This window comes from Sinorhizobium fredii USDA 257 (assembly GCF_000265205.3).
Taxonomy (GTDB): Bacteria; Pseudomonadota; Alphaproteobacteria; order Rhizobiales; family Rhizobiaceae; genus Sinorhizobium; species Sinorhizobium fredii_B.
In genome coordinates this window covers 906928-925605 of record NC_018000.1, presented here as the reverse complement: position 1 = coordinate 925605, position 18678 = coordinate 906928, and the positions used below count along the sequence as shown (strand labels likewise).

At 62.3% G+C, this 18678-nt stretch carries 15 protein-coding genes; 8 read left to right on the top strand and 7 right to left on the bottom strand.

Annotated elements, in window-relative coordinates:
- Window positions 1-191: 191 nt before the first annotated feature.
- On the top strand, window positions 192-2081 hold the full coding sequence (locus USDA257_RS04300) for an ABC-F family ATP-binding cassette domain-containing protein (RefSeq protein ID WP_014761660.1): 1890 nt from the start codon (window positions 192-194) through the stop codon (window positions 2079-2081).
- A gap of 56 nt (window positions 2082-2137) precedes the next feature.
- On the opposite strand, the gene USDA257_RS04295 is transcribed toward USDA257_RS04300, so the two are convergent.
- Entirely contained in the window at window positions 2138-2977 is an 840-nt protein-coding gene (locus USDA257_RS04295) for a GNAT family N-acetyltransferase (RefSeq protein ID WP_014761659.1), read from the bottom strand.
- Window positions 2978-3172: 195 nt separating this feature from the next.
- On the opposite strand from USDA257_RS04295, the gene USDA257_RS04290 reads away from it, so the two are divergent.
- Window positions 3173-4099, top strand: a complete 927-nt coding sequence (locus USDA257_RS04290; RefSeq protein ID WP_014761658.1) for a Gfo/Idh/MocA family protein — start codon at window positions 3173-3175, stop codon at window positions 4097-4099.
- Between the two features lie 64 nt (window positions 4100-4163).
- Here USDA257_RS04290 and USDA257_RS04285 read toward each other — a convergent pair whose 3' ends face one another.
- On the bottom strand, window positions 4164-4613 hold the full coding sequence (locus tag USDA257_RS04285) for a DNA polymerase III subunit chi (protein ID WP_014761657.1): 450 nt from the start codon (window positions 4611-4613) through the stop codon (window positions 4164-4166).
- A gap of 29 nt (window positions 4614-4642) precedes the next feature.
- Window positions 4643-6136: a leucyl aminopeptidase gene (locus tag USDA257_RS04280; protein WP_014761656.1), complete on the bottom strand. Its 1494-nt coding sequence runs from the start codon at window positions 6134-6136 to the stop codon at window positions 4643-4645.
- A 310-nt stretch (window positions 6137-6446) separates the two neighbouring features.
- On the opposite strand from USDA257_RS04280, the gene lptF reads away from it, so the two are divergent.
- From lptF to rsmA, 6 genes are all read left to right on the top strand, one after another.
- Window positions 6447-7619: an LPS export ABC transporter permease LptF gene (gene lptF / locus USDA257_RS04275; RefSeq protein ID WP_014761655.1), complete on the top strand. Its 1173-nt coding sequence runs from the start codon at window positions 6447-6449 to the stop codon at window positions 7617-7619.
- Window positions 7616-8698 carry an LPS export ABC transporter permease LptG gene (gene lptG / locus USDA257_RS04270; RefSeq protein ID WP_014761654.1) on the top strand — a complete coding sequence of 361 codons (1083 nt, stop codon included), beginning with the start codon at window positions 7616-7618 and terminating at the stop codon, window positions 8696-8698. Before lptF ends, lptG begins: the two co-directional genes overlap by 4 nt.
- Window positions 8698-11046, top strand: a complete 2349-nt coding sequence (locus tag USDA257_RS04265; protein WP_014761653.1) for an LPS-assembly protein LptD — start codon at window positions 8698-8700, stop codon at window positions 11044-11046. Before lptG ends, USDA257_RS04265 begins: the two co-directional genes overlap by 1 nt.
- A 197-nt stretch (window positions 11047-11243) precedes the next feature.
- Complete coding sequence (locus tag USDA257_RS04260; protein ID WP_041413907.1) at window positions 11244-12185, top strand: peptidylprolyl isomerase; 942 nt, start codon at window positions 11244-11246, stop codon at window positions 12183-12185.
- An 11-nt stretch (window positions 12186-12196) separates the two neighbouring features.
- Window positions 12197-13225, top strand: a complete 1029-nt coding sequence (pdxA, locus tag USDA257_RS04255; RefSeq protein WP_014761651.1) for a 4-hydroxythreonine-4-phosphate dehydrogenase PdxA — start codon at window positions 12197-12199, stop codon at window positions 13223-13225.
- Window positions 13225-14049 (top strand): 16S rRNA (adenine(1518)-N(6)/adenine(1519)-N(6))-dimethyltransferase RsmA, encoded by an 825-nt coding sequence (gene rsmA, locus USDA257_RS04250; RefSeq protein WP_014761650.1) that lies wholly within the window; start codon window positions 13225-13227, stop codon window positions 14047-14049. The genes pdxA and rsmA overlap by 1 nt, the downstream gene beginning before the upstream one ends.
- 20 nt (window positions 14050-14069) lie before the next feature.
- On the opposite strand, the gene gmk is transcribed toward rsmA, so the two are convergent.
- The 4 genes from gmk to fabF all read right to left on the bottom strand — a co-directional run bounded on the left by gmk (window position 14070) and on the right by fabF (window position 18566).
- Window positions 14070-14729 carry a guanylate kinase gene (gene gmk / locus USDA257_RS04245; RefSeq protein WP_014761649.1) on the bottom strand — a complete coding sequence of 220 codons (660 nt, stop codon included), beginning with the start codon at window positions 14727-14729 and terminating at the stop codon, window positions 14070-14072.
- Between the two features lie 3 nt (window positions 14730-14732).
- Window positions 14733-15620 carry a YicC/YloC family endoribonuclease gene (locus USDA257_RS04240; protein WP_041413906.1) on the bottom strand — a complete coding sequence of 296 codons (888 nt, stop codon included), beginning with the start codon at window positions 15618-15620 and terminating at the stop codon, window positions 14733-14735.
- A 199-nt stretch (window positions 15621-15819) separates the two neighbouring features.
- Window positions 15820-17010 (bottom strand): endolytic transglycosylase MltG, encoded by a 1191-nt coding sequence (gene mltG / locus USDA257_RS04235; protein ID WP_014761647.1) that lies wholly within the window; start codon window positions 17008-17010, stop codon window positions 15820-15822.
- Between the two features lie 290 nt (window positions 17011-17300).
- Window positions 17301-18566, bottom strand: a complete 1266-nt coding sequence (gene fabF / locus USDA257_RS04230) for a beta-ketoacyl-ACP synthase II (protein ID WP_014761646.1) — start codon at window positions 18564-18566, stop codon at window positions 17301-17303.
- Window positions 18567-18678: the final 112 nt, after the last annotated feature.

The following is an 18678-nucleotide window of genomic DNA, read 5'->3' as shown; positions in this document are numbered from 1 at the left end:
CAGTTCCTGTGCTCTTCGCTGATAGATGTGGGTCCTCATGATGAGGTTTGGAAGTATTGATTATCGGAACACGTCGTCCAAGATTCGATAACAATAAGCACTTGAAACCGCCCGCTTAGGACTTATCGGTGAGCCGCGAAGCTCGTCGGCTGACCCTTGCCTTCGAGTAAAACTCGGGGCAAAAGGCCCGGATGATCCAGATCACCGGCCTCTCCGCCCGCGTCGCGGGCCGTCTTCTCATCGAAAATGCTTCCGTGACGCTTCCGGCGGGCACGAAGGCCGGGCTCGTCGGACGCAACGGCGCCGGCAAGTCGACGCTTTTCCGGATCATCACCGGCGAGCTTGCCGCCGAGGCCGGCAGTGTCTCCTTGCCGAAAAACGCACGGCTTGGCCAGGTGGCCCAGGAGGCGCCGGGTACGGACGAGCCGCTGATCGAGATCGTGCTGAAGGCCGACAGGGAACGCGCCGCACTTCTCGCCGAGGCCGAAACCGCCACCGACCCGCACCGGATCGCCGACATCCAGACGCGACTAGCCGATATCAGTGCCCATTCAGCGGAAGCCCGGGCGGCGAGCATCCTCGCCGGCCTCGGCTTCGACCACGAAGCGCAGAGGCGCCCCGCCTCCGCCTTCTCCGGCGGCTGGCGCATGCGCGTGGCGCTTGCAGCGGTGCTCTTCTCCGAGCCGGATCTGCTGCTGCTCGACGAGCCAACCAACTATCTCGATCTCGAAGGAACCTTGTGGCTGGAGGATTACATCCGCCGCTACCCGCATACGGTCATCATCATCAGCCACGATCGGGACCTCTTGAACACGGCCGTCAACGCCATCGTTCACCTCGACCAGAAGAAGCTCAATTTCTATCGCGGCTCGTATGACCAGTTTGAGCGGCAGAAGGCGGAAGCCGACGAACTGCAGATGAAGGCAAAAGCCAAGAACGAAGCGGCCCGCAAGCATCTGCAGAGTTTCATCGACCGCTTCAAGGCGAAGGCATCGAAGGCCCGCCAGGCCCAGAGCCGCATCAAGGCGCTGGAACGCATGGGCACCGTTGCGGCGGTGATCGAGCAGCACGTCCAAGGTTTCTCATTCCCCGATCCGGAGAAACAGGTCGCCTCCCCCATCGTCGCGATCCAGGGCGGCGCGGTCGGATACGAGCCGGGCAAGCCGATTTTGAAGAGGCTCAATCTGCGCATCGACGCGGACGACCGTATCGCGCTGCTCGGCTCGAACGGCAACGGCAAGTCGACCTTCGCGAAATTCATCTCAGGCCGCCTTGCGGCAGAAACCGGCGAAGTGCGGATCGCGCCCGGCCTGAAGACTGGCTTCTTCGCCCAGCATCAGCTCGACGACTTGATCCCGACGCAAAGCGCCGTGGAACATGTGCGCCGCCGCATGCCGGATGCGCCGGAAGCAAAGGTCCGCTCGCGCGTCGCGCAGATGGGTCTGTCGACCGAGAAGATGGACACGCCCGCAAAGGACCTCTCCGGCGGCGAGAAGGCGCGGCTCCTGATGGGGCTAGCCGCTTTCGATCAACCGAACCTGCTCATCCTCGACGAGCCGACGAACCACCTGGACATCGACAGCCGCAACGCATTGATCACCGCCCTTAACGACTATTCCGGCGCCGTCATCCTGATCTCGCATGATCGACACCTGATCGAAGCCACCGCCGGCCGGCTGTGGCTGGTGCGAGACGGAACGGTTGCGGTGTACGACGGCGATCTCGATGACTATCGGAGCGTGATCGTCGGCGGCCCCAAGGCGAAGGACGAGAGGCCCAGACCAAACGGCCTGGACGAGGGTTTGTCGAAGGCCGACCAGCGCAAGGTGAATGCCGAAAAACGCGCGTCGCTGGCGCCGCTCAGGAAAAAGATCAACGAGATCGAGTCCTTGACGGGAAAACTGGAGAAACTGATTCACGCGCTCGACGCCGAGTTGGCCGATCCGGTCCTCTACGAGAAAGCCCCGGCGAAGGCGGCCCAAAGAGCAAAGGAACGGGCGGAGGCGGCGGCAAGACTCGCCCACGCCGAAGAGCAATGGCTCGAACTCTCGGCCGAATACGAAGAGGCGATGGCGATCTAGAGCCTTTCCCCTGGGCATCGCCTCCCGTAGCGGACGGCGGATGCTTCTCGACCAGATCAGCCGAGTTCGAACATGGTAATGCCGTAAATCCGTGAAAGCGGCAGGTCCGGCGCCGGTCCACGATACATGCGCGCCGTCTCGAAGACCGGCTTCATGTTGTAGCGTTCGCAAAGCGCCCTCGCCGAGGCATTCGGCTCGGGAATGTCGAGGTAGATCCGCTGCCCCTTTGCGCCTGCAGACAGCTTGCGGAAGATGAGATCGGCGCCGGTCTCATTATCGGCAAAGAGCGGGCCGATCTTCAATCCTTCGCGGCAGGCGCGGATCGTCCCGTATCCGGCGATGGTGCCGTCGCGCAGGAGAAGCACGCTTCGTCGGGTCGGCAACTGCTTCGTCCATTCATACAGAAATGCGTCGCGGCGGGCCGGATTGAAACGGCGGTCATAGTCGGTCAGGGCCGCGACATGGACCGGAGCCACATCGATCAGATGGGTGCCCGGAGGCTCGGCGACATTGACGGAACCGCCATAGCGAATATTCGCATGCGCCCAGGCGAAACCCGACTTTCGATAATTGTCCTGCTGGGCTACCACGCCGTCGAGGCCGATGACGCGGCCCTCCGCGCTGGCGATCGCTCGCTTCCAGAGCGCGAGGCCGATGCCCCTGCCGCGAAAGGCCGGGTCGGCAATATAAAGGCCGAGAAAGGCATATTGGCTGCCGTAGCGCACAAGCGAGATGGCCGCCGCCAAGGTCTCCTTTTCGGTCGCAACCCAATAGCCCTCCGGGTCGGCGGTCCAGAACGCGTTGGCGTCTTCGAGACCAGGATTCCATCCCTCCCTCGCCGCCCAGTCGATGATCGTGTCAAGCTCGGCGCGCATGGCGCGGCGGATGTTCGGCATGGCAAATCCTCAACTGTCGTTCCGATCAACAGATCAGCGAAACCGTCGCCCGACTTCACCGGAGGCATAACAGATTTGTGTTTGCAAGTTGTGCCCTGAGGTGCCAGCTTATTTCAAGACGGAACCCCGCTTGCCCACTGCCCCCAATCTGCTACAAGGGCGAGAATAAGTCATACTAATTAAGAGCGAAGCACCATGTCTCCCATTCGAATTGCCATTGTCGGCGTCGGAAAAATCGTCCGCGATCAGCATCTGCCGGCACTCGCCAAGAATGCCGACTATCGACTGACCGCAGCGGCGAGCCGCCATGGAACGGTCGATGGCATCGACAATTTCAAGTCGATCGAAGCGATGCTCGAAGCGGTGCCGGCGATCGAGGCAGTCTCGCTCTGCATGCCGCCGCAATACCGCTATGAAGCGGCCCGCACGGCCCTCGAGGCCGGCAAGCATGTCTTCCTCGAAAAACCGCCGGGCGCGACCCTGAGCGAGGTCGCAGACCTTCAGGCGCTGGCGGCGGAAAAGGGTCTTTCGCTCTTTGCGAGCTGGCATTCGCGCTATGCGCCGGCGGTCGAAGCGGCCAAGGCCTTTCTCGCGGCGACCACGATCCGCAATGTCAAGATCATCTGGAAGGAGGATGTCCGGCACTGGCATCCGAACCAGGAATGGATTTGGGCGGCTGGCGGGCTCGGCGTGTTCGATCCGGGGATCAACGCCCTGTCGATCATTACTCATATCCTGCCCCACCCGATCTTCATAACCTCGGCGACGCTCGAATTTCCCGAGAACCGCGACGCACCGATCGCCGCTTCGATCGCCTTCAGCGATGCCCGAAAGCTGAACGTTTCGGCTGAGTTCGATTGGCGCCAGATGGGCAAGCAGAGCTGGGACATCGTTGCCGAGACCGAGGCCGGCGAGATGGTTCTCTCCGAAGGTGGTGCCAAGCTCGCCCTCGACGGCAAGATCGTTCATGACGAGCCGGAAGAGGAATATCCGATGCTCTATCGGCGTTTTGCCGAGATCATTAAAGAGGGCCGATCGGACGTGGATCTTTCGCCGTTGCGCCACGTCGCCGACGCCTTCATGCTCGGCCGGCGCAAGTTCGTCGAGGCCTTCCACGACTGAGCTTCACTCAGCTGCAATATCAAGGCCCGCGGTTTTCGCGGGCCTTGTGTTTTTCGGAAGAGCTTCAGGCCTTCTTCTCCCAGCGGCCGTCGCGGTTCTGCTGCCAATAGGTGAGGTTGTGCCCCTCGCCCTTCAGCCGCTTCCATTGGCCGCGCGCCGCCTCGAGCTGTTGCTGGTCGTAGCCGTCGAACATGAAGACGACGCGCTCGTATTCGGAGACCGGCGGCGGCTCGGCGCCATCGACGAGAAAGCGCACGGTCGCCCCGTTCTGGTTGCCATTGTCGGCGACGATCAGGATCGGTTGCTCGGTCGCGAATTCGCCCGCATCCGTACCGTGCGGCAGGAAGCTGTCGTCGCGATAGACCCAGAGATGCGTGTCGAGCGCTTCGCGCCTTTCCGCGTCAACTGTTTGCACGACCACCCGCCAGCCGCGCTCGATGCTCTTGTCCAGGAGCGGCGGCAGGGCGTCCTCGAGCTTCGATTCGGTCAGGTGGTAGAAAAGGATTTCGGTCATGCCGATCTCTCCCGGGATCCACCAGGCAATCAGGATTCGTAGTTTGCCCGGACCAGTTCGTCGAGGAGACGCACGCCGAAACCCGAGCCCCAGGACTGGTTGATCTCATGGGTCGGCGAACCCATCGCCGTACCGGCGATGTCGAGATGCGCCCAGGGCGTCTCCTTGACGAAACGCTTCAGGAACTGCGCCGCCGTCACCGAGCCGCCGTGGCGGCCGCCGGTATTCTTCATGTCGGCAAACTTGCTGTCGATCATCTTGTCGTATTCCTTGCCGAGCGGCATCCGCCACAGGCGCTCATGTGTCGTCGTGCCGGCCTTCAGCAGCTGTTCGGCGAGGCGATCATCGTTCGCGAACAGTCCGGCATAGTGATTGCTGAGCGCCACCATGATCGCGCCGGTGAGCGTCGCCAGATCGATCATCGCCTTCGGCTTGAATCGATCGTTGCAATACCAGAGCGCGTCGCACAGAACGAGCCTGCCCTCGGCGTCGGTGTTGATCACCTCGATCGTCTGCCCCGACATCGACGTCACGATGTCGCCCGGCCGCTGCGCGCTGCCATCCGGCATGTTCTCGACCAACCCGATGATGCCGACGGCATTGACGCTCGCCTTGCGAGCCGCCAGCACATGCATGAGACCGGTCACGGCGGCAGCACCGCCCATGTCGCCCTTCATCTCCTCCATGCCGGAGGCTGGCTTGATCGAGATGCCGCCCGTGTCGAAGACGACACCCTTGCCGATGAAGGCAATCGGCTTGTCCTTCGCCTTGCCGCCCTTCCACTGCATCGCCACCAATCGCGGCGGGCGGGAGGATCCCTGCGCAACGCCGAGCAGCGCACCCATTCCGAGTTTCTTCATTTCCCGCTCGGTCAGGGTCTCGACCTCGACCCCGAGCTTCTCCAGTTCCTTGGCGCGCGCCGCAAACTCCACCGGGCCGAGCACATTGGCGGGCTCGTTGACGAGATCGCGCGCCAGGAAGACACCCTCGCCGACCGCCTGGACGGTGGCGAATGCCTTTTTGGCGGCAATAACCATGCCGGTGACGATGGTGACCTTCACCACTTTCTGAGCAGTCTTCGATTCGTCGTCGGACTTGCGCGTCTTGTAGCTGTCGAAAACATAGGCGTTCATTTCCATGCCGAGCACGAAGTCAGCAGCCGCCTTGCCTGTGACGTCAACGCCGGGCGCATCGATGAAGATCGTGGCCTTCTCGGCAGAGCGGAGCTTCGCGGCCGCGGCGCCGCCGGCCTTCAGCCAATCATGGCTCGTGAGCGCCGCCGCATCTCCAAGGCCGAGAAGGATGATCCGATCTGCCGGCGAACCGTGTGGTGCAACGACGTCGAGGGCGGCTAGGGCCTTGCCGGTGAACTTTCCTATCTTCACGGCCCTCGGCAGGACGCCCTCGGGATCGACGACAGCGGCACCGGCCGGCTCTTTCGCGCCCGCGACCTGCAGGAGCACTGCGGAGCCCCCGGCCGGGCGATGGGATTTGCTGAAAGTGAACTCGAACTTCATCGGCATACAGAACTCCGGGCATTTCTGGTGGGCTTCCGTCTGGCTGTTACCGGACGGCTACAGTGGCGGACATTCGCGACGTCGGCCGTGTTCAAAACCGTGGCGCGCACCCTTCTCGCTTTTGAGACGCTTGGCAAGATGCCCCCACATGTTTACATGCGGTTAACCGCAGTTCTTCGTCTTATGTTATCCCTGTTGTTCGAGACTCCGAGTTCGGATGCAGGGAACGGGGACCGGTTCGGCCGGACAGCGAATACGAGGCTCGCATACGCATGAGCGGCTTGAACGAAGAGCAGGATTTGGGTCGGAAACGGATATGAAGCTGATCGAACGCTACATCTTCCGGCGCGCCACGATCATGTTCCTGGCAACGCTCCTGCCGCTGCTCGGCATCGTCTGGACCACGCAGGCGCTGAGCAACGTTAACCTCGTCACGGACAGCGGCCAGTCGATCTTCGCCTTCCTCAAGCTTGCGACGCTGATCCTGCCTTCGGTCGTTCCGATCATTCTGCCCTTCGCGCTGCTGATCGGCGTCACCCAGACGCTGAGCGTGATGAACACGGATTCGGAACTGACGGTGCTCAACGCCGCCGGCAGTTCGCGCATGTCCGTCATCCGGCCGGTGATCTATCTCGCCATTGGGCTGAGCGCCCTCTCCTTCGTCATCGACAATTTCGTCGAGCCCTATTCGCGCGTTGCCGTGCGCAAGATGATCGCGACGGCGCATGCCGACTTGCTGTCCACCGTCGTGCAGGAAAACGCCTTTCGGAAGATCACCGACGGGCTTTACGTACAGGTCGCCGCCCGGCGCAGCGGCGGCGTCCTGCATGGCATCTTCGTCGCCGATTCGCGCAATCCGAATTTCGAACTCGTCTATTATGCGCGCGAGGGGGCGGTGGACGAGGAGCGCTCGGCGCTCGTGATGAAGGACGGCGAAGTCCATCGCAAATTGCCGGACGGCGGCGTCTCCGTCATCAAGTTCGATTCCTATGCCTTCGATCTCACCGACATGACCCGGGCGGCCGGCGAGGCCACCATCCGGGCCAAGGATCGCGACCTCTTCTATCTCATCGCTCCCGATCCGAACGATTCTTCCTACAAGCGCTCGCCGCTGACCTTTACTGCGGAACTGCACCGGCGTCTCACCGAGTGGACATACCCGCTCCTCTTCGGCTTGATCGCCCTCGTCGTCAGCAGCGATGCCCGCTCGCACCGGGAGGCGCGCGTGCATCCGACGCTCAGCGCCGTGGGTGCGGCTCTCGTCATCCGCTGGATGACTTTCTACGCCGGCAACAGCGCGGAAGATTCGATCTGGTTCGTACCGCTCATGTATCTTGTGCCGCTGGTGACCGGTGCCCTGGCGATACGCCAGCTCGCCAGCAACCGCCGCCTCGACATACCGATGACCTGGAAAGAAAAGCTCACCGATCTGATGCTGCGGCTTCGGCTCGTGCGGCCGGCTGGCGTCGATGGGGAACAGCCGTCATGATCCTCAGCACCCTTGGACGCTATTTCTTCAAGCGGTACATCGTCACGACGTTCTGGTTTCTGATCGGCATCTTCGCGCTGATCTTCATCATCGATTTCAGCGAGCTCGCCAGCCGTATGTCGGCCTTGCCGCATTACACGGTTTCCGGCGCGCTGCTGATGACGACGTTCCGCATCCCGACCATCCTGCAGCAGACGGTTCCCTTCGTGGCACTCTTTTCTGCGATGGCGGCACTGATTTCGCTCAACCGCCGCTACGAGTTGGTCGTCACGCGGGCCGCTGGCATTTCCGTGTGGCAGTTCTTGAGACCATTCGTGCTGGGAGCGTTTCTCGTCGGCGTTCTCGCCGTCGTCGCACTCAACCCGCTTGCCGCCTGGGGAACAAAGAGGGCCGAAGCGCTGGAGGCGGAATGGGGCTCGTCCCGCTCGGCGCAATCCAATTCGATTCCGTGGCTCAGACAGATCTATGACGGCACGGACACGATCATTGGCGCACGGTCCGTCCAGAACGGCGGCACGGAGCTCATCAACGTCACCGTTATCCACTTTGATCCACAGGGAACGATCATCCTGAGGCAGGATGCGAAGTCGGCGAAACTCGAAGATGGTTACTGGCTCCTTAAGGGGGTCACCGAAAGCGGCAACGGACGCCTGCCCCGACGGCTGGAAACGGTACAACTGCGTACGAATCTGAAGGCCGATTTCGTCCAGGAACGTCTGGCAAAGGCTGATTCCATTCAATTTTTCGACCTGCCGCACAAGATTGACGTGGCCCGGTCCTTCGGCTTCTCGACCGACGCCATGGAGACCCAGCTTCACTCGCTCCTGTCGCTGCCGCTGCTTCTCGTTGCAATGACTCTGATCGCCGCATGCGTGTCCTTGAAATTTAGCCGATTCAACCAATCGCGCTCCGTAATTCTCGGTGGAATCCTGTCAGGCTTCGTGCTTTATGTCGTCACCGTGCTTGTCAAAGCATTCGGGAGCAGCGGTATTGTGCCTCCGTTCGTTGCAGCCTGGTTGCCAGTTGTTGTAGCGATGGCGCTGGGCTCGACGATTCTATTACATCAGGAGGATGGCTAGTGGCGGCAGGCAACCGCGGACCTATGAAGCTTATCAACGCCGCCCTCCTCGCAGGCGTGGCGCTGCATGCGCTTGCCATCGGAATGCATGCGCCGGCCATGGCGCAGGACACATCTACCCGAATCGATGAGCTGCAGCCGAACATCCCGGCTGATGCGAAACTGCTGCTGACCGCCAACGAGCTGGTCTACAACCGCGACACGGAAATCGTCACCGTGCGCGGCAACGTGCAGATCGAATATGGCGGCTACAAAATGGTGGCCCGCCAGGTCGAATACAATCAAAAGAGCGGCCGCATTCTTGCGACCGGAGAAGTCCAGCTGGTCGAGCCTGGCGGCAATGTCGTCTATGCCGACAAGATGGACGTCACCGACGATTTCGGCAATGGATTCGTCGAAGCGTTGCGGATCGAGACGACGGACCTGACCCGGCTCGCGGCCGAGAGCGGCGAACGACGCAACGGCGAAGAGTTCATCCTGAACAAGGCCGTCTATACCGCCTGTACGCCTTGCTCGACCAAGCCGGAGCACCGCTCGCTGTGGCACATCAAGGCGCAGCGTGTCATCCAGAACGGCCGCACCCGCACGATTCGGCTTGAACACGCCTATTTCGAACTTTTCGGAAAGCCGATCGCCTACATACCGGTGATGGAAATCCCTGACCACACGGTCAAGCGCAAGAGCGGCTTCCTGTTTCCGACGTTCCGCTACGCGCAGAAACTCGGCGCCGGCGTCGGTATCCCCTATTATTGGGCGATCTCGCCCTATATGGACGCGACCGTCACCACGACCGGATTGACGCGCCAGGGCTTCCTGCTCGAAGGCGAGTTCCGCCAGCGCTTCCACAACGGCATGCACACGCTGAACGTGGCCGGCATCAGCCAGATGGACAGGGACCAGTTCACGCCTGGTACGGTCGACGCCGAGGAGACCGCACGCGGCATGGTGGCGTCCAGGGGCCGATTCGAGATCAATCCGCGCTGGACCTTCGGCTGGAACGTTCTCGTCCAATCGGACAACAACTTCGCCAAGACCTATGATCTTTCGACGTTCGACGGCACGACGTATGTCAACCAGGCTTATCTGTCTGGCCTCGGCAGGCGCAATTATTTCGACCTGCGCGCCTTCTATTTCGATATTCAGGATGCCGACCCGGACAGCATCGCGGAAAACCAGCAGCCGGTCGCGCAGGTCCTCGACTATTCCTACACGGCGCCCGAGCCGGTGCTGGGCGGAGAACTCAACGCCGACATCAACTTCACGAATGTCAAGCGCAACCGGCTGGACCGGGATACGACGGTGTTCGGCGTCGATCGCTTCCGCGGGCTCGAAGGCACGTCGCATCGCCTGACCGGCGAACTCGAATGGAAACGGACCTTCATCGCGCCCGGCGGGCTCGTTCTGACGCCGCTGCTTGCGGCGCGCGGTGACGCTGTGGGCGTCAATGTGGACGACCCGGTCGGCTACACAGGCGATTTCACGAGCAGCGATGCCGTGACGCGGCGCATGCTCACCGCAGGTCTCGAGGCTCGTTATCCGATCCTTTTCGCCGGTGAGACGAGCAGCCACGTGCTGGAGCCGATCGCGCAGCTTTATGCGCGTCCAAACGAAGAATATGCCGGCGCACTCCCGAACGAAGATGCCCAGAGCTTCGTCTTCGACGCCACCAACCTCTTCGATCGCGACAAGTTCTCCGGCTTCGACCGCATCGAAGGCGGAACACGCGCCAATGTCGGCTTCCGATATACGGGAAGCTTCGACAGCGGCTACGGCCTGCGCGCCATTGCCGGCCAATCGTTCCACCTCGGCGGGCTGAACTCGTTCGCGACGGACGATCTCGTCAAGGCCGGCGCCGATTCCGGCCTGGAAACCGACCGATCCGACTATGTCGCCATGTTCGGTGTCGACGCTCCATCCGGTCTGATGGCGAGCCTCTCCGGACGACTGGACGAGAAGGACTTCGACCTGCGGCGCGCTGATGCGACTGTCGGCTATCTCGGCCTGACATGGCAGGCCGCCTTCACCTATACGCGGATTGAGGCACAGCCGCTCTACGGCTCGCAATCCGATCAGGATGAAATTCAGACAGCGGCGGCCTACCGATTCCACGACTTCTGGTCGGTGTTCGGCGCGTTGACCTATGACATCAATGAAGGCGTTGTATCCCGCCAAGGCCTGGGACTGACCTATGACGATCAAGACACGCTGTTCTCGATCGTGTACAAGTCGGAGCGGGATACCGACAGCACGGTGGCCAACGACTGGTCGATCGGCGCCCGCATCAGCTTCCGGACGTTGGGCGACATCAATGTGGGCGAGACCAGGTTCGAAGAGCTGGACTACTTCTGATCCGCTTCCCCTTCCCTTCTTTTCTTTCGTGAGCGCAGCCTCGTTGCCGCCGACATGCGGCGCGATCGATTGTTCATGCGCTCTTGTCATCGTTTAGCCGCATGTATTATGCATTTCCCACAAATTGACACTGGGAAAACGACGATTGCGGCTGTGGCAACGGCTGCGAGCAGTCGGCGAGGGATGAGCAGGGAAAAATGATGGGCGGGAAATTCTCGATCGTGAGGGCGCTCTCCGCGCTGATGGTGGCCGGCGTGTTGAGCATTGCTTCGGTTGCGGCCGTTCAGGCTGCGAGCGGTGTGAGTGTGATCGTCAACAATACCGTTATCACCTCGGGTGATATCGCCAAGCGGGTGGCGTTCCTTCGCCTGCAGCGCCAGGGGGGCGGTGCGGCGGAAGCCAAGCAGCAGCTGGTCGACGAGGTCCTGAAGCGGACCGAGATCGCACGCGTCCAGCAATCGGTAAGCACCCAGGAGGTCGACGCCGCCTATGCGCGTTTTGCCGCCGGCAACAAGCTGTCGGCCGAGCAACTCGGCAAGATCCTCGAGCAGTCCGGCGTCGGCGTCGAGCATTTCAAGCAGTATATCGCCGTCCAGATGAGCTGGCCGCGGGTCGTCAACTTCCGCTATGGCAGCGCCAGCCGCCTATCCGGCGGCGACCTCGTCAAGCGCATGATGGAGGGCGGCGGCGACAAGCCGGTGACGACGGAGTATTTCCTGCAGCAGGTCATCTTCGTCATCCCGGAATCGAAGCGCGGCGCGATCACCGCCAAGCGGCAGGCCGAAGCCAACGCCTCGCGCTCGAAGTTTCCCGGCTGCGAAACGTCGAAGGTCTTTGCGGCGAATTACCGCGACGTATCGATCCGTAGTCTCGGCCGCGTGCTTGCCCAGCAATTGCCGGAGGATTGGAAGCCGCTCGTCGAAAAGGCGGGCGACGGCATGACGACCGGTACACGCGTCACCGAAAAGGGCGTCGAATATCTGGCAATCTGCAGGAAGCGCCAGGTCAATGACGACGCAGCTGCCGAAGTTGTCTTCCGTGCCGAGGATATCGGCAAGAAGAAAGCCGGCGGCGATGACCCCAACAGCGAGAAGTATCTCGAGGAACTGCGCGCCAAGGCGCAGATCGTCAACAAATAATACGGGCTACCATGAGCGACACGAGCGGCAGGCCGATTGCCCTGACGATGGGCGACCCGGCCGGTATTGGCCCGGACATCACCCTTGCCGTTTGGGCAAGGCGGCAGGCGCAGGCGACTGCGCCTTTCCTCTTCATTGGCGACCCGTCAGTGCTATCGGCACGCGCCCAGGCGCTCGCGCAGACGGTGCGGATCGAGGAGACCGATTGCCTCAACGCGGCCGCCGTCTTCGCGAATGCCCTGCCGGTCCTGCCGATCCGTTGTCCCGCTCGCGTTGTCGCCGGTCGGCCAAGCGCGGAGAATGCCGCCGCCGTCACCGGCGCGATCGATACCGCCGTCCGGCTTGTTATGGCCGGTGAAGCGTCAGGCGTGACGACCAATCCGATCGCCAAGGCCGTGCTTTACGAGGCGGGTTTTCGTTTCCCCGGTCATACGGAATATCTCGCCGATCTGGCGGAGAAGGCGACCGGGACCTCCGCCCCGCCGGTGATGATGCTGGCGGGACCGAAGCTGCGCGCCGTTCCCGTAACCATCCATATTCCGCTCAAGGATGTTCCCGCGGCGCTGACGCAGGATCTGATCTACCGGACCTGCACGATAACCGCCGCCGATCTGAAGAGCCGCTTCGGGCTGGCGGCGCCACGCCTCGCCATCGCCGGTCTCAATCCACATGCGGGCGAAGGCGGTGCGCTCGGTCTCGAAGACGATGCGGTCATCCGCCCGGTCATCGACCGCCTTCGCGCCGAAGGTCTCAACGTTGTCGGACCGCTTCCGGCCGACACGATGTTCCATGATCGGGCAAGGGAGACCTACGACGTCGCGATCTGCATGTATCACGACCAGGCCCTGATCCCGGCCAAGGCACTCGGCTTCGATGACAGTGTCAATGTGACGCTTGGCCTGCCTTTCATCAGGACCTCGCCGGACCACGGCACCGCCTTCGCGATTGCCGGCAGGGGCATTGCCCGAGAGGACAGCCTGCAGGCGGCGCTGCGGCTTGCCGCGGAGCTTGCAGCCAATGCCGGGAAGGCGCAGGGCTGATGGCAGCACTCGACGGCCTGCCGCCGCTTCGCGACGTCATCCAGCGCCACGGACTGGATGCGAAGAAGGCGCTCGGGCAGAATTTCCTGCTCGATCTCAATCTCACGCAGAAGATCGCACGCACGGCCGGCCCTCTCGATGACGTCACCGTCATTGAGGTCGGTCCGGGCCCGGGAGGGCTGACGCGCGCGATCTTGGCACTCGGCGCCAAGAAGGTCGTGGCAATCGAACGCGACCCGCGCTGCCTTCCGGCGCTTGCCGAAATCAGCACCCATTATCCTGGCCGGCTCGATGTCGTCGAGGGCGATGCCCTGAAGGTCGATTTCGAGACCCTCGCCGAGGGTCCGGTGCGTATCATCGCCAATCTGCCCTACAATGTCGGCACACAGCTTCTCGTCAATTGGCTGCTGCCGGGGCGCTGGCCGCCCTTCTGGGAGTCGATGACGCTGATGTTCCAGCGGGAAGTCGGCTTGCGGATCGTGGCGAGCGCCGACGACGATCATTACGGCCGCCTCGGCGTCCTCTGCGGCTGGAGGACCAATGCACGCCTGGCCTTCGATGTTCCAGCACAGGCCTTCACGCCGCCGCCGAAGGTCACCTCCACGGTCGTGCATCTCGAGCCGATCGACAATCCGATCCCATGCGCCGCCTCGGCGCTCGAGAAGGTCACGCAGGCAGCCTTTGGCCAGCGCCGCAAGATGCTACGTCAAAGCCTCAAGCCGCTCGGTGGCGAAGCGCTGCTTGGCAAAGCCGGCATCGACCCGCAACGCCGGGCCGAGACGCTGACGGTGGAAGAGTTCTGCCGGTTGGCCAATTGCCTCTGAGCTGGCGCAAAGGCCGGGGACTAGAACGGATTCTCCGTCAGAAGACCGTTGACGAATTCGAACAGCCCGGGTCGCCGGTCGCGGCGCAGGCGCTCCGCTTCGATGATCGAGCGGACCGAAGAAAAGGCACGGTCCAGATCGTCGTTGACGACAATATAGTCGTATTCCCGCCAGTGCTCGATCTCGGCGCGTGAGTTGGCAAGCCGGGTGGCGATCACTTCTTCGGTGTCTTCGGCGCGCCGATGCAGGCGGGACTGCAGCTCGGCCATGGACGGCGGCAGGATGAAGATCGAGACGACGTCGCCCGCCATCTTTTCCTGCAATTGCTGCGCACCTTGCCAGTCGATATCGAAGAGCATATCGCGCCCTTCGGCCATAGCGGTTTCGACGGCGTCGCGCGGTGTTCCGTAAAAATTACCGTGCACCTCGGCCCATTCGAGAAGCGAGTCCGTCGCCCTCAAGGCTTCGAATTCGCGGACGGTCTTGAAGTAGTAATGCCGCCCCTCGATCTCGCTCGGGCGCCGGGCGCGCGTCGTCACGCTCACCGAGATGCTCAGTTCCGGATCGGCTTCGAGGAGATTGCGCGCGATCGTCGATTTGCCGGCACCCGAAGGCGACGAGATCACAAGCATCAAACCGCGACGGGCGATCCTGATGGGCGAGGCAGTCGCCGATTTCATGTCTTACTCCAGATTCTGAACCTGTTCGCGGAACTGGTCGATCACAACCTTCAATTCGATGCCCGCGGCCGAGACGGCGGCGGCGTTCGACTTCGAGCAGATCGTATTCGATTCCCGGTTAAATTCCTGTGCAAGAAAGTCGAGCTTGCGTCCAACCGGTCCGCCCTTCGTCAAGAGTTCGCGGGCGGCGGCGATGTGCGAACGGAGCCGGTCGATCTCTTCCCTGAGGTCAGCCTTGGTCGCAAGCAGCGCGACCTCTGCATGCAATCTTTCGCGGTCGATGGACGTCGCGTTGTCCATGATCAGCGCGACCTGCTGTGCCAATCGTGCGGCGATCGCGGAAGGGCTCCGTGACGGGTCGTTCTCTACCGTCGCCGTCAGCTCTTCGATGCGGCCCACCTGCGCCAGCAAAACTTTTTCGAGCGCAGCTCCCTCGTCCTCGCGCATGACGGCGAGGTCGGCGAGCGACGATTCCAGTCCCTTGACGATATCGGCGTCGCGTGCGGCGCGCTCGCTCTCGCTTTCCTCCGGCTCACGAAAATCGATGATGCCGCGCAGCGACAGAAGCGTATCGAAGCTGAGCGGCGCCGCGTCGACGAGATCGCCCAGTTGCTCGCGCAGTTTCAGGACCGCATCCAAGGCACCCCGGTTGACCACCGCTTCGACGGCCGTCTCGCCGCCGCTCACCGACAGCGCGATCTGCAGGTTGCCGCGAGAGAAATACTGTGGGGCAAGACGACGACAGTCGGGCTCGAAACGCTCCAACCCCTGCGGCAGGCGCAGCCGCACATCGAGCCCTTTTCCGTTGACCGAGCGCAATTCCCAAGTCCAGCGATAGCGGCCGCTGCTCCCCTCTCTCCTGGCAAAGCCGGTCATCGATTGGAGCGGCATGCTTTCCTCCATTCGCTGCGGGATGTTTCTTAAATCGGAGCCGATTTGGGGAACATCCAGCGGTTTTAGGTGCCACAGCGACCTTTGTGCGCCGGAACCGACGCGCGGCGCTGTCGTTGCAGAAGCAATAGGGCGACGGCGCGGCATCCCGCAAGGCATATCCGCGCCGTCCCCCAATCGTCCACAATGCAGCCTGTCTTTATTGCGCCTCGGGCGGAGCCGTGGCTGCATCCGCAGCCGCCTTTGCCGCCTCGGCCGCCTTTTCGGCCTCGAGCTTCCGCCATCGCCGCACATTCGCATTGTGCTCGTCGAGCGTCGCGGCAAAGACGTGACCGCCTGTGCCGTCGGCGACGAAATAAAGCTCAGGCGTGCGCGAGGGATTTGCCACCGCTTCCAGCGCCGCCCTGCCCGGATTTGCGATCGGTGTCGGCGGCAACCCCTTAATGAGATAGGTGTTGTAAGGCGTTTCCTTGTCGAGGTCCGACTTGAGGATCACCCGGTCGGCTGGTTTGCCCTCCCCGCCGAAAATGCCGTAGATGATCGTCGGATCGGACTGCAGGCGCATGCCCTTTTCCAAACGGTTGATGAAGACGGAGGCCACGCGCGGCCGCTCGTCTGCGCGCCCAGTCTCCTTCTCGACGATGGAGGCGAGCGTGACGAACTCTTCGACCGACGTCACCGGCAGCTCCGGATCACGTTTTTCCCAGATCTGCTCAACCAGCGCCTTCTGCGCCGAAATCATTTGCTGGACGATTTCCGCCCGCTTGGTGCCGCGTGTGAATTTGTAAGTGTCCGGCTTCAGTGCGCCTTCGGCCGGCAGTTCCGTCGGCAGATCGCCGACGAGCACTGGGTCGTCCGCAAGCTTGCGGAACATCTGCTTTACGGTCAGTCCTTCCGGAAGAGACACGGCATAAAGGATCGACTTGCCGGACTTCAAGAGTTCCATGATCTCCTGCATCGACGCATGCGCCTTGATCTCGTATTCGCCGGCCTTCAGCGTCTCGTTGTCGAGATAGGCCTCGGAGACGAAGCGGAACACGCGACTGTCGGTGATGATGTTGTTGCGCTCCAGCCCCTCGGCAATTTCGATGATGCCGGCGCCGCTGCGTACGATGAAGTTCCTGTTTGCTTCCAGCGGTCCGGGTTTCTCATATGCATGCATCGCGTAATAGACGGCGCCCGCCGCCGCCAACGCCACGAAAACGACCACGGTCATCAGGAAATTGAGGAAGATGACGGCCTGGCTGCGCGCCTTTCGGGAACGTTTGGGCGGCTCCGGCACCCGCTCGGGTCTCAGCGCCTCGCTGGCCGATTTCGGAATGATCGGCCCGTTGCTCCCGGTTTCATTGCGGCCAAACTGTGCCGCGCTGTTATCGTTTGAGTCGCTCACGATTATCCCGAATCCGAAACTCGCAAATTCAATCGAGCTGTCGCCGGTGCGGGTTTCGGCTTAGACCGACGGCGAGCGTAAACGTGCACAAATGTGTCAGAGCAATAGGTGTTCTACAATTGTCAGATGTGCCTTGCGCGAACATAGCCAATCGGGGCGACGCCCACACGGCATCTCCCGCCGACAGCTTGTAGCGAGCATTGCGGCAAAAAACGGGATCAAGCTCCGACGCGCTAATGGAAAGCGCGACCGGCTTTTCCGCTCACGCTGCCGGAGCCACTCCCACGGTATCAGTCGCCCTTGTAGCGGCAGAGCACCAGCGATGCATTGGTGCCGCCGAAACCGAAGGAATTCGACAGGGCGACGTTGATTTCGCGCTTGCGGGCAACGTGCGGCACCAGGTCGATCTTCGACTCGACCGACGGATTGTCGAGATTGAGCGTCGGCGGAGCGACGTTGTCGCGAATTGCCAGTGCCGAAAAAATCGCCTCGACCGCGCCGGCGGCCCCGAGCAGATGACCGATCGCCGATTTCGTCGAAGACATCGAGATCTTCGAGGCGCTGTCGCCGACCAGTCGCTCGACCGCACCGAGCTCGATCGTATCGGCCATGGTGGATGTACCGTGCGCGTTGATGTAGTCGACGTCGGCAGCCGTCAGGCCAGCGCGCTTCAGCGCCATCTGCATGCAACGATAGGCGCCGTCACCATCCTCCGATGGAGCGGTGATGTGGAAGGCGTCTCCGGAAAGGCCGTAGCCGACCACTTCGGCGTAGATCTTGGCGCCGCGCGCCTTTGCGTGCTCGAGCTCCTCGAGAATGACGATGCCGGCCCCCTCGCCCATGACGAAGCCGTCGCGATCGGCGTCATAGGGACGCGATGCCTTTTCCGGATTGTCATTGTGCTGCGTCGAGAGTGCCTTGCAGGCGGCAAAGCCCGCCAGCGAGATACGGCAGATCGGCGATTCGGTTCCGCCCGCCACCATCACGTCGGCGTCACCGAGCGCGATCAGGCGGCTTGCGTCGCCGATCGCGTGCGCGCCGGTCGAACAGGCCGTGACGACCGAGTGGTTCGGACCGCGCAACTTGTGCCGGATCGAAACCTGGCCTGAGGCAAGATTGATCAGGCGACCGGGGATGAAGAAGGGCGAAAGCCGGCGCGGGCCCTTGTCGCGGAGCGTATAGCCGCCCTCGACGATCCCTTCCAGGCCGCCGATGCCGGAGCCGATCAGCACGCCGGTTGCAATCTGGTCCTCGTCGCTTTCCGGCTTCCAGCCGGCGTCCGCCAGCGCCATGTCGGCGGCCGCCATCGCATAGACGATGAAGGGGTCGACCTTGCGCTGCTCCTTGGGCTCCATCCAGTCGTCGGCATTGAATGTACCGTCGGAACCGTCGCCGAAGGGGATGCGGCAGGCGATCTTGGCGGGTAGGTCCTCGACCTCGAACTCGGTAACCCGGCGCGCCGCGTTGCCGCCGGCAACAAGACGCGACCAGCTAACCTCGGTTCCGCAACCCAAAGGAGATACCATGCCGGTACCGGTGATAACGACACGTCTCATGCCCGTGACCCACCCTGATTGTTCCATTCCGGAGCCGAACCGGAACGCATGCGACGAGCCCGATCCCTGCATCCCTTGCAGCTTTGACGATCAGAGGGAAAGGCGGGAGCGC

Coding starts and splice junctions, on each gene's coding strand:
- USDA257_RS04300 (WP_014761660.1), top strand. CDS start 192: ATGATCCAGATCACCGGCCTCTCCGCCCGCGTCGCGGGCCGTCTTCTC.
- USDA257_RS04295 (WP_014761659.1), bottom strand. CDS start 2,977: ATGCCGAACATCCGCCGCGCCATGCGCGCCGAGCTTGACACGATCATC.
- USDA257_RS04290 (WP_014761658.1), top strand. CDS start 3,173: ATGTCTCCCATTCGAATTGCCATTGTCGGCGTCGGAAAAATCGTCCGC.
- USDA257_RS04285 (WP_014761657.1), bottom strand. CDS start 4,613: ATGACCGAAATCCTTTTCTACCACCTGACCGAATCGAAGCTCGAGGAC.
- USDA257_RS04280 (WP_014761656.1), bottom strand. CDS start 6,136: ATGCCGATGAAGTTCGAGTTCACTTTCAGCAAATCCCATCGCCCGGCC.
- lptF (WP_014761655.1), top strand. CDS start 6,447: ATGAAGCTGATCGAACGCTACATCTTCCGGCGCGCCACGATCATGTTC.
- lptG (WP_014761654.1), top strand. CDS start 7,616: ATGATCCTCAGCACCCTTGGACGCTATTTCTTCAAGCGGTACATCGTC.
- USDA257_RS04260 (WP_041413907.1), top strand. CDS start 11,244: ATGATGGGCGGGAAATTCTCGATCGTGAGGGCGCTCTCCGCGCTGATG.
- pdxA (WP_014761651.1), top strand. CDS start 12,197: ATGAGCGACACGAGCGGCAGGCCGATTGCCCTGACGATGGGCGACCCG.
- rsmA (WP_014761650.1), top strand. CDS start 13,225: ATGGCAGCACTCGACGGCCTGCCGCCGCTTCGCGACGTCATCCAGCGC.
- gmk (WP_014761649.1), bottom strand. CDS start 14,729: ATGAAATCGGCGACTGCCTCGCCCATCAGGATCGCCCGTCGCGGTTTG.
- USDA257_RS04240 (WP_041413906.1), bottom strand. CDS start 15,620: ATGCCGCTCCAATCGATGACCGGCTTTGCCAGGAGAGAGGGGAGCAGC.
- fabF (WP_014761646.1), bottom strand. CDS start 18,566: ATGAGACGTGTCGTTATCACCGGTACCGGCATGGTATCTCCTTTGGGT.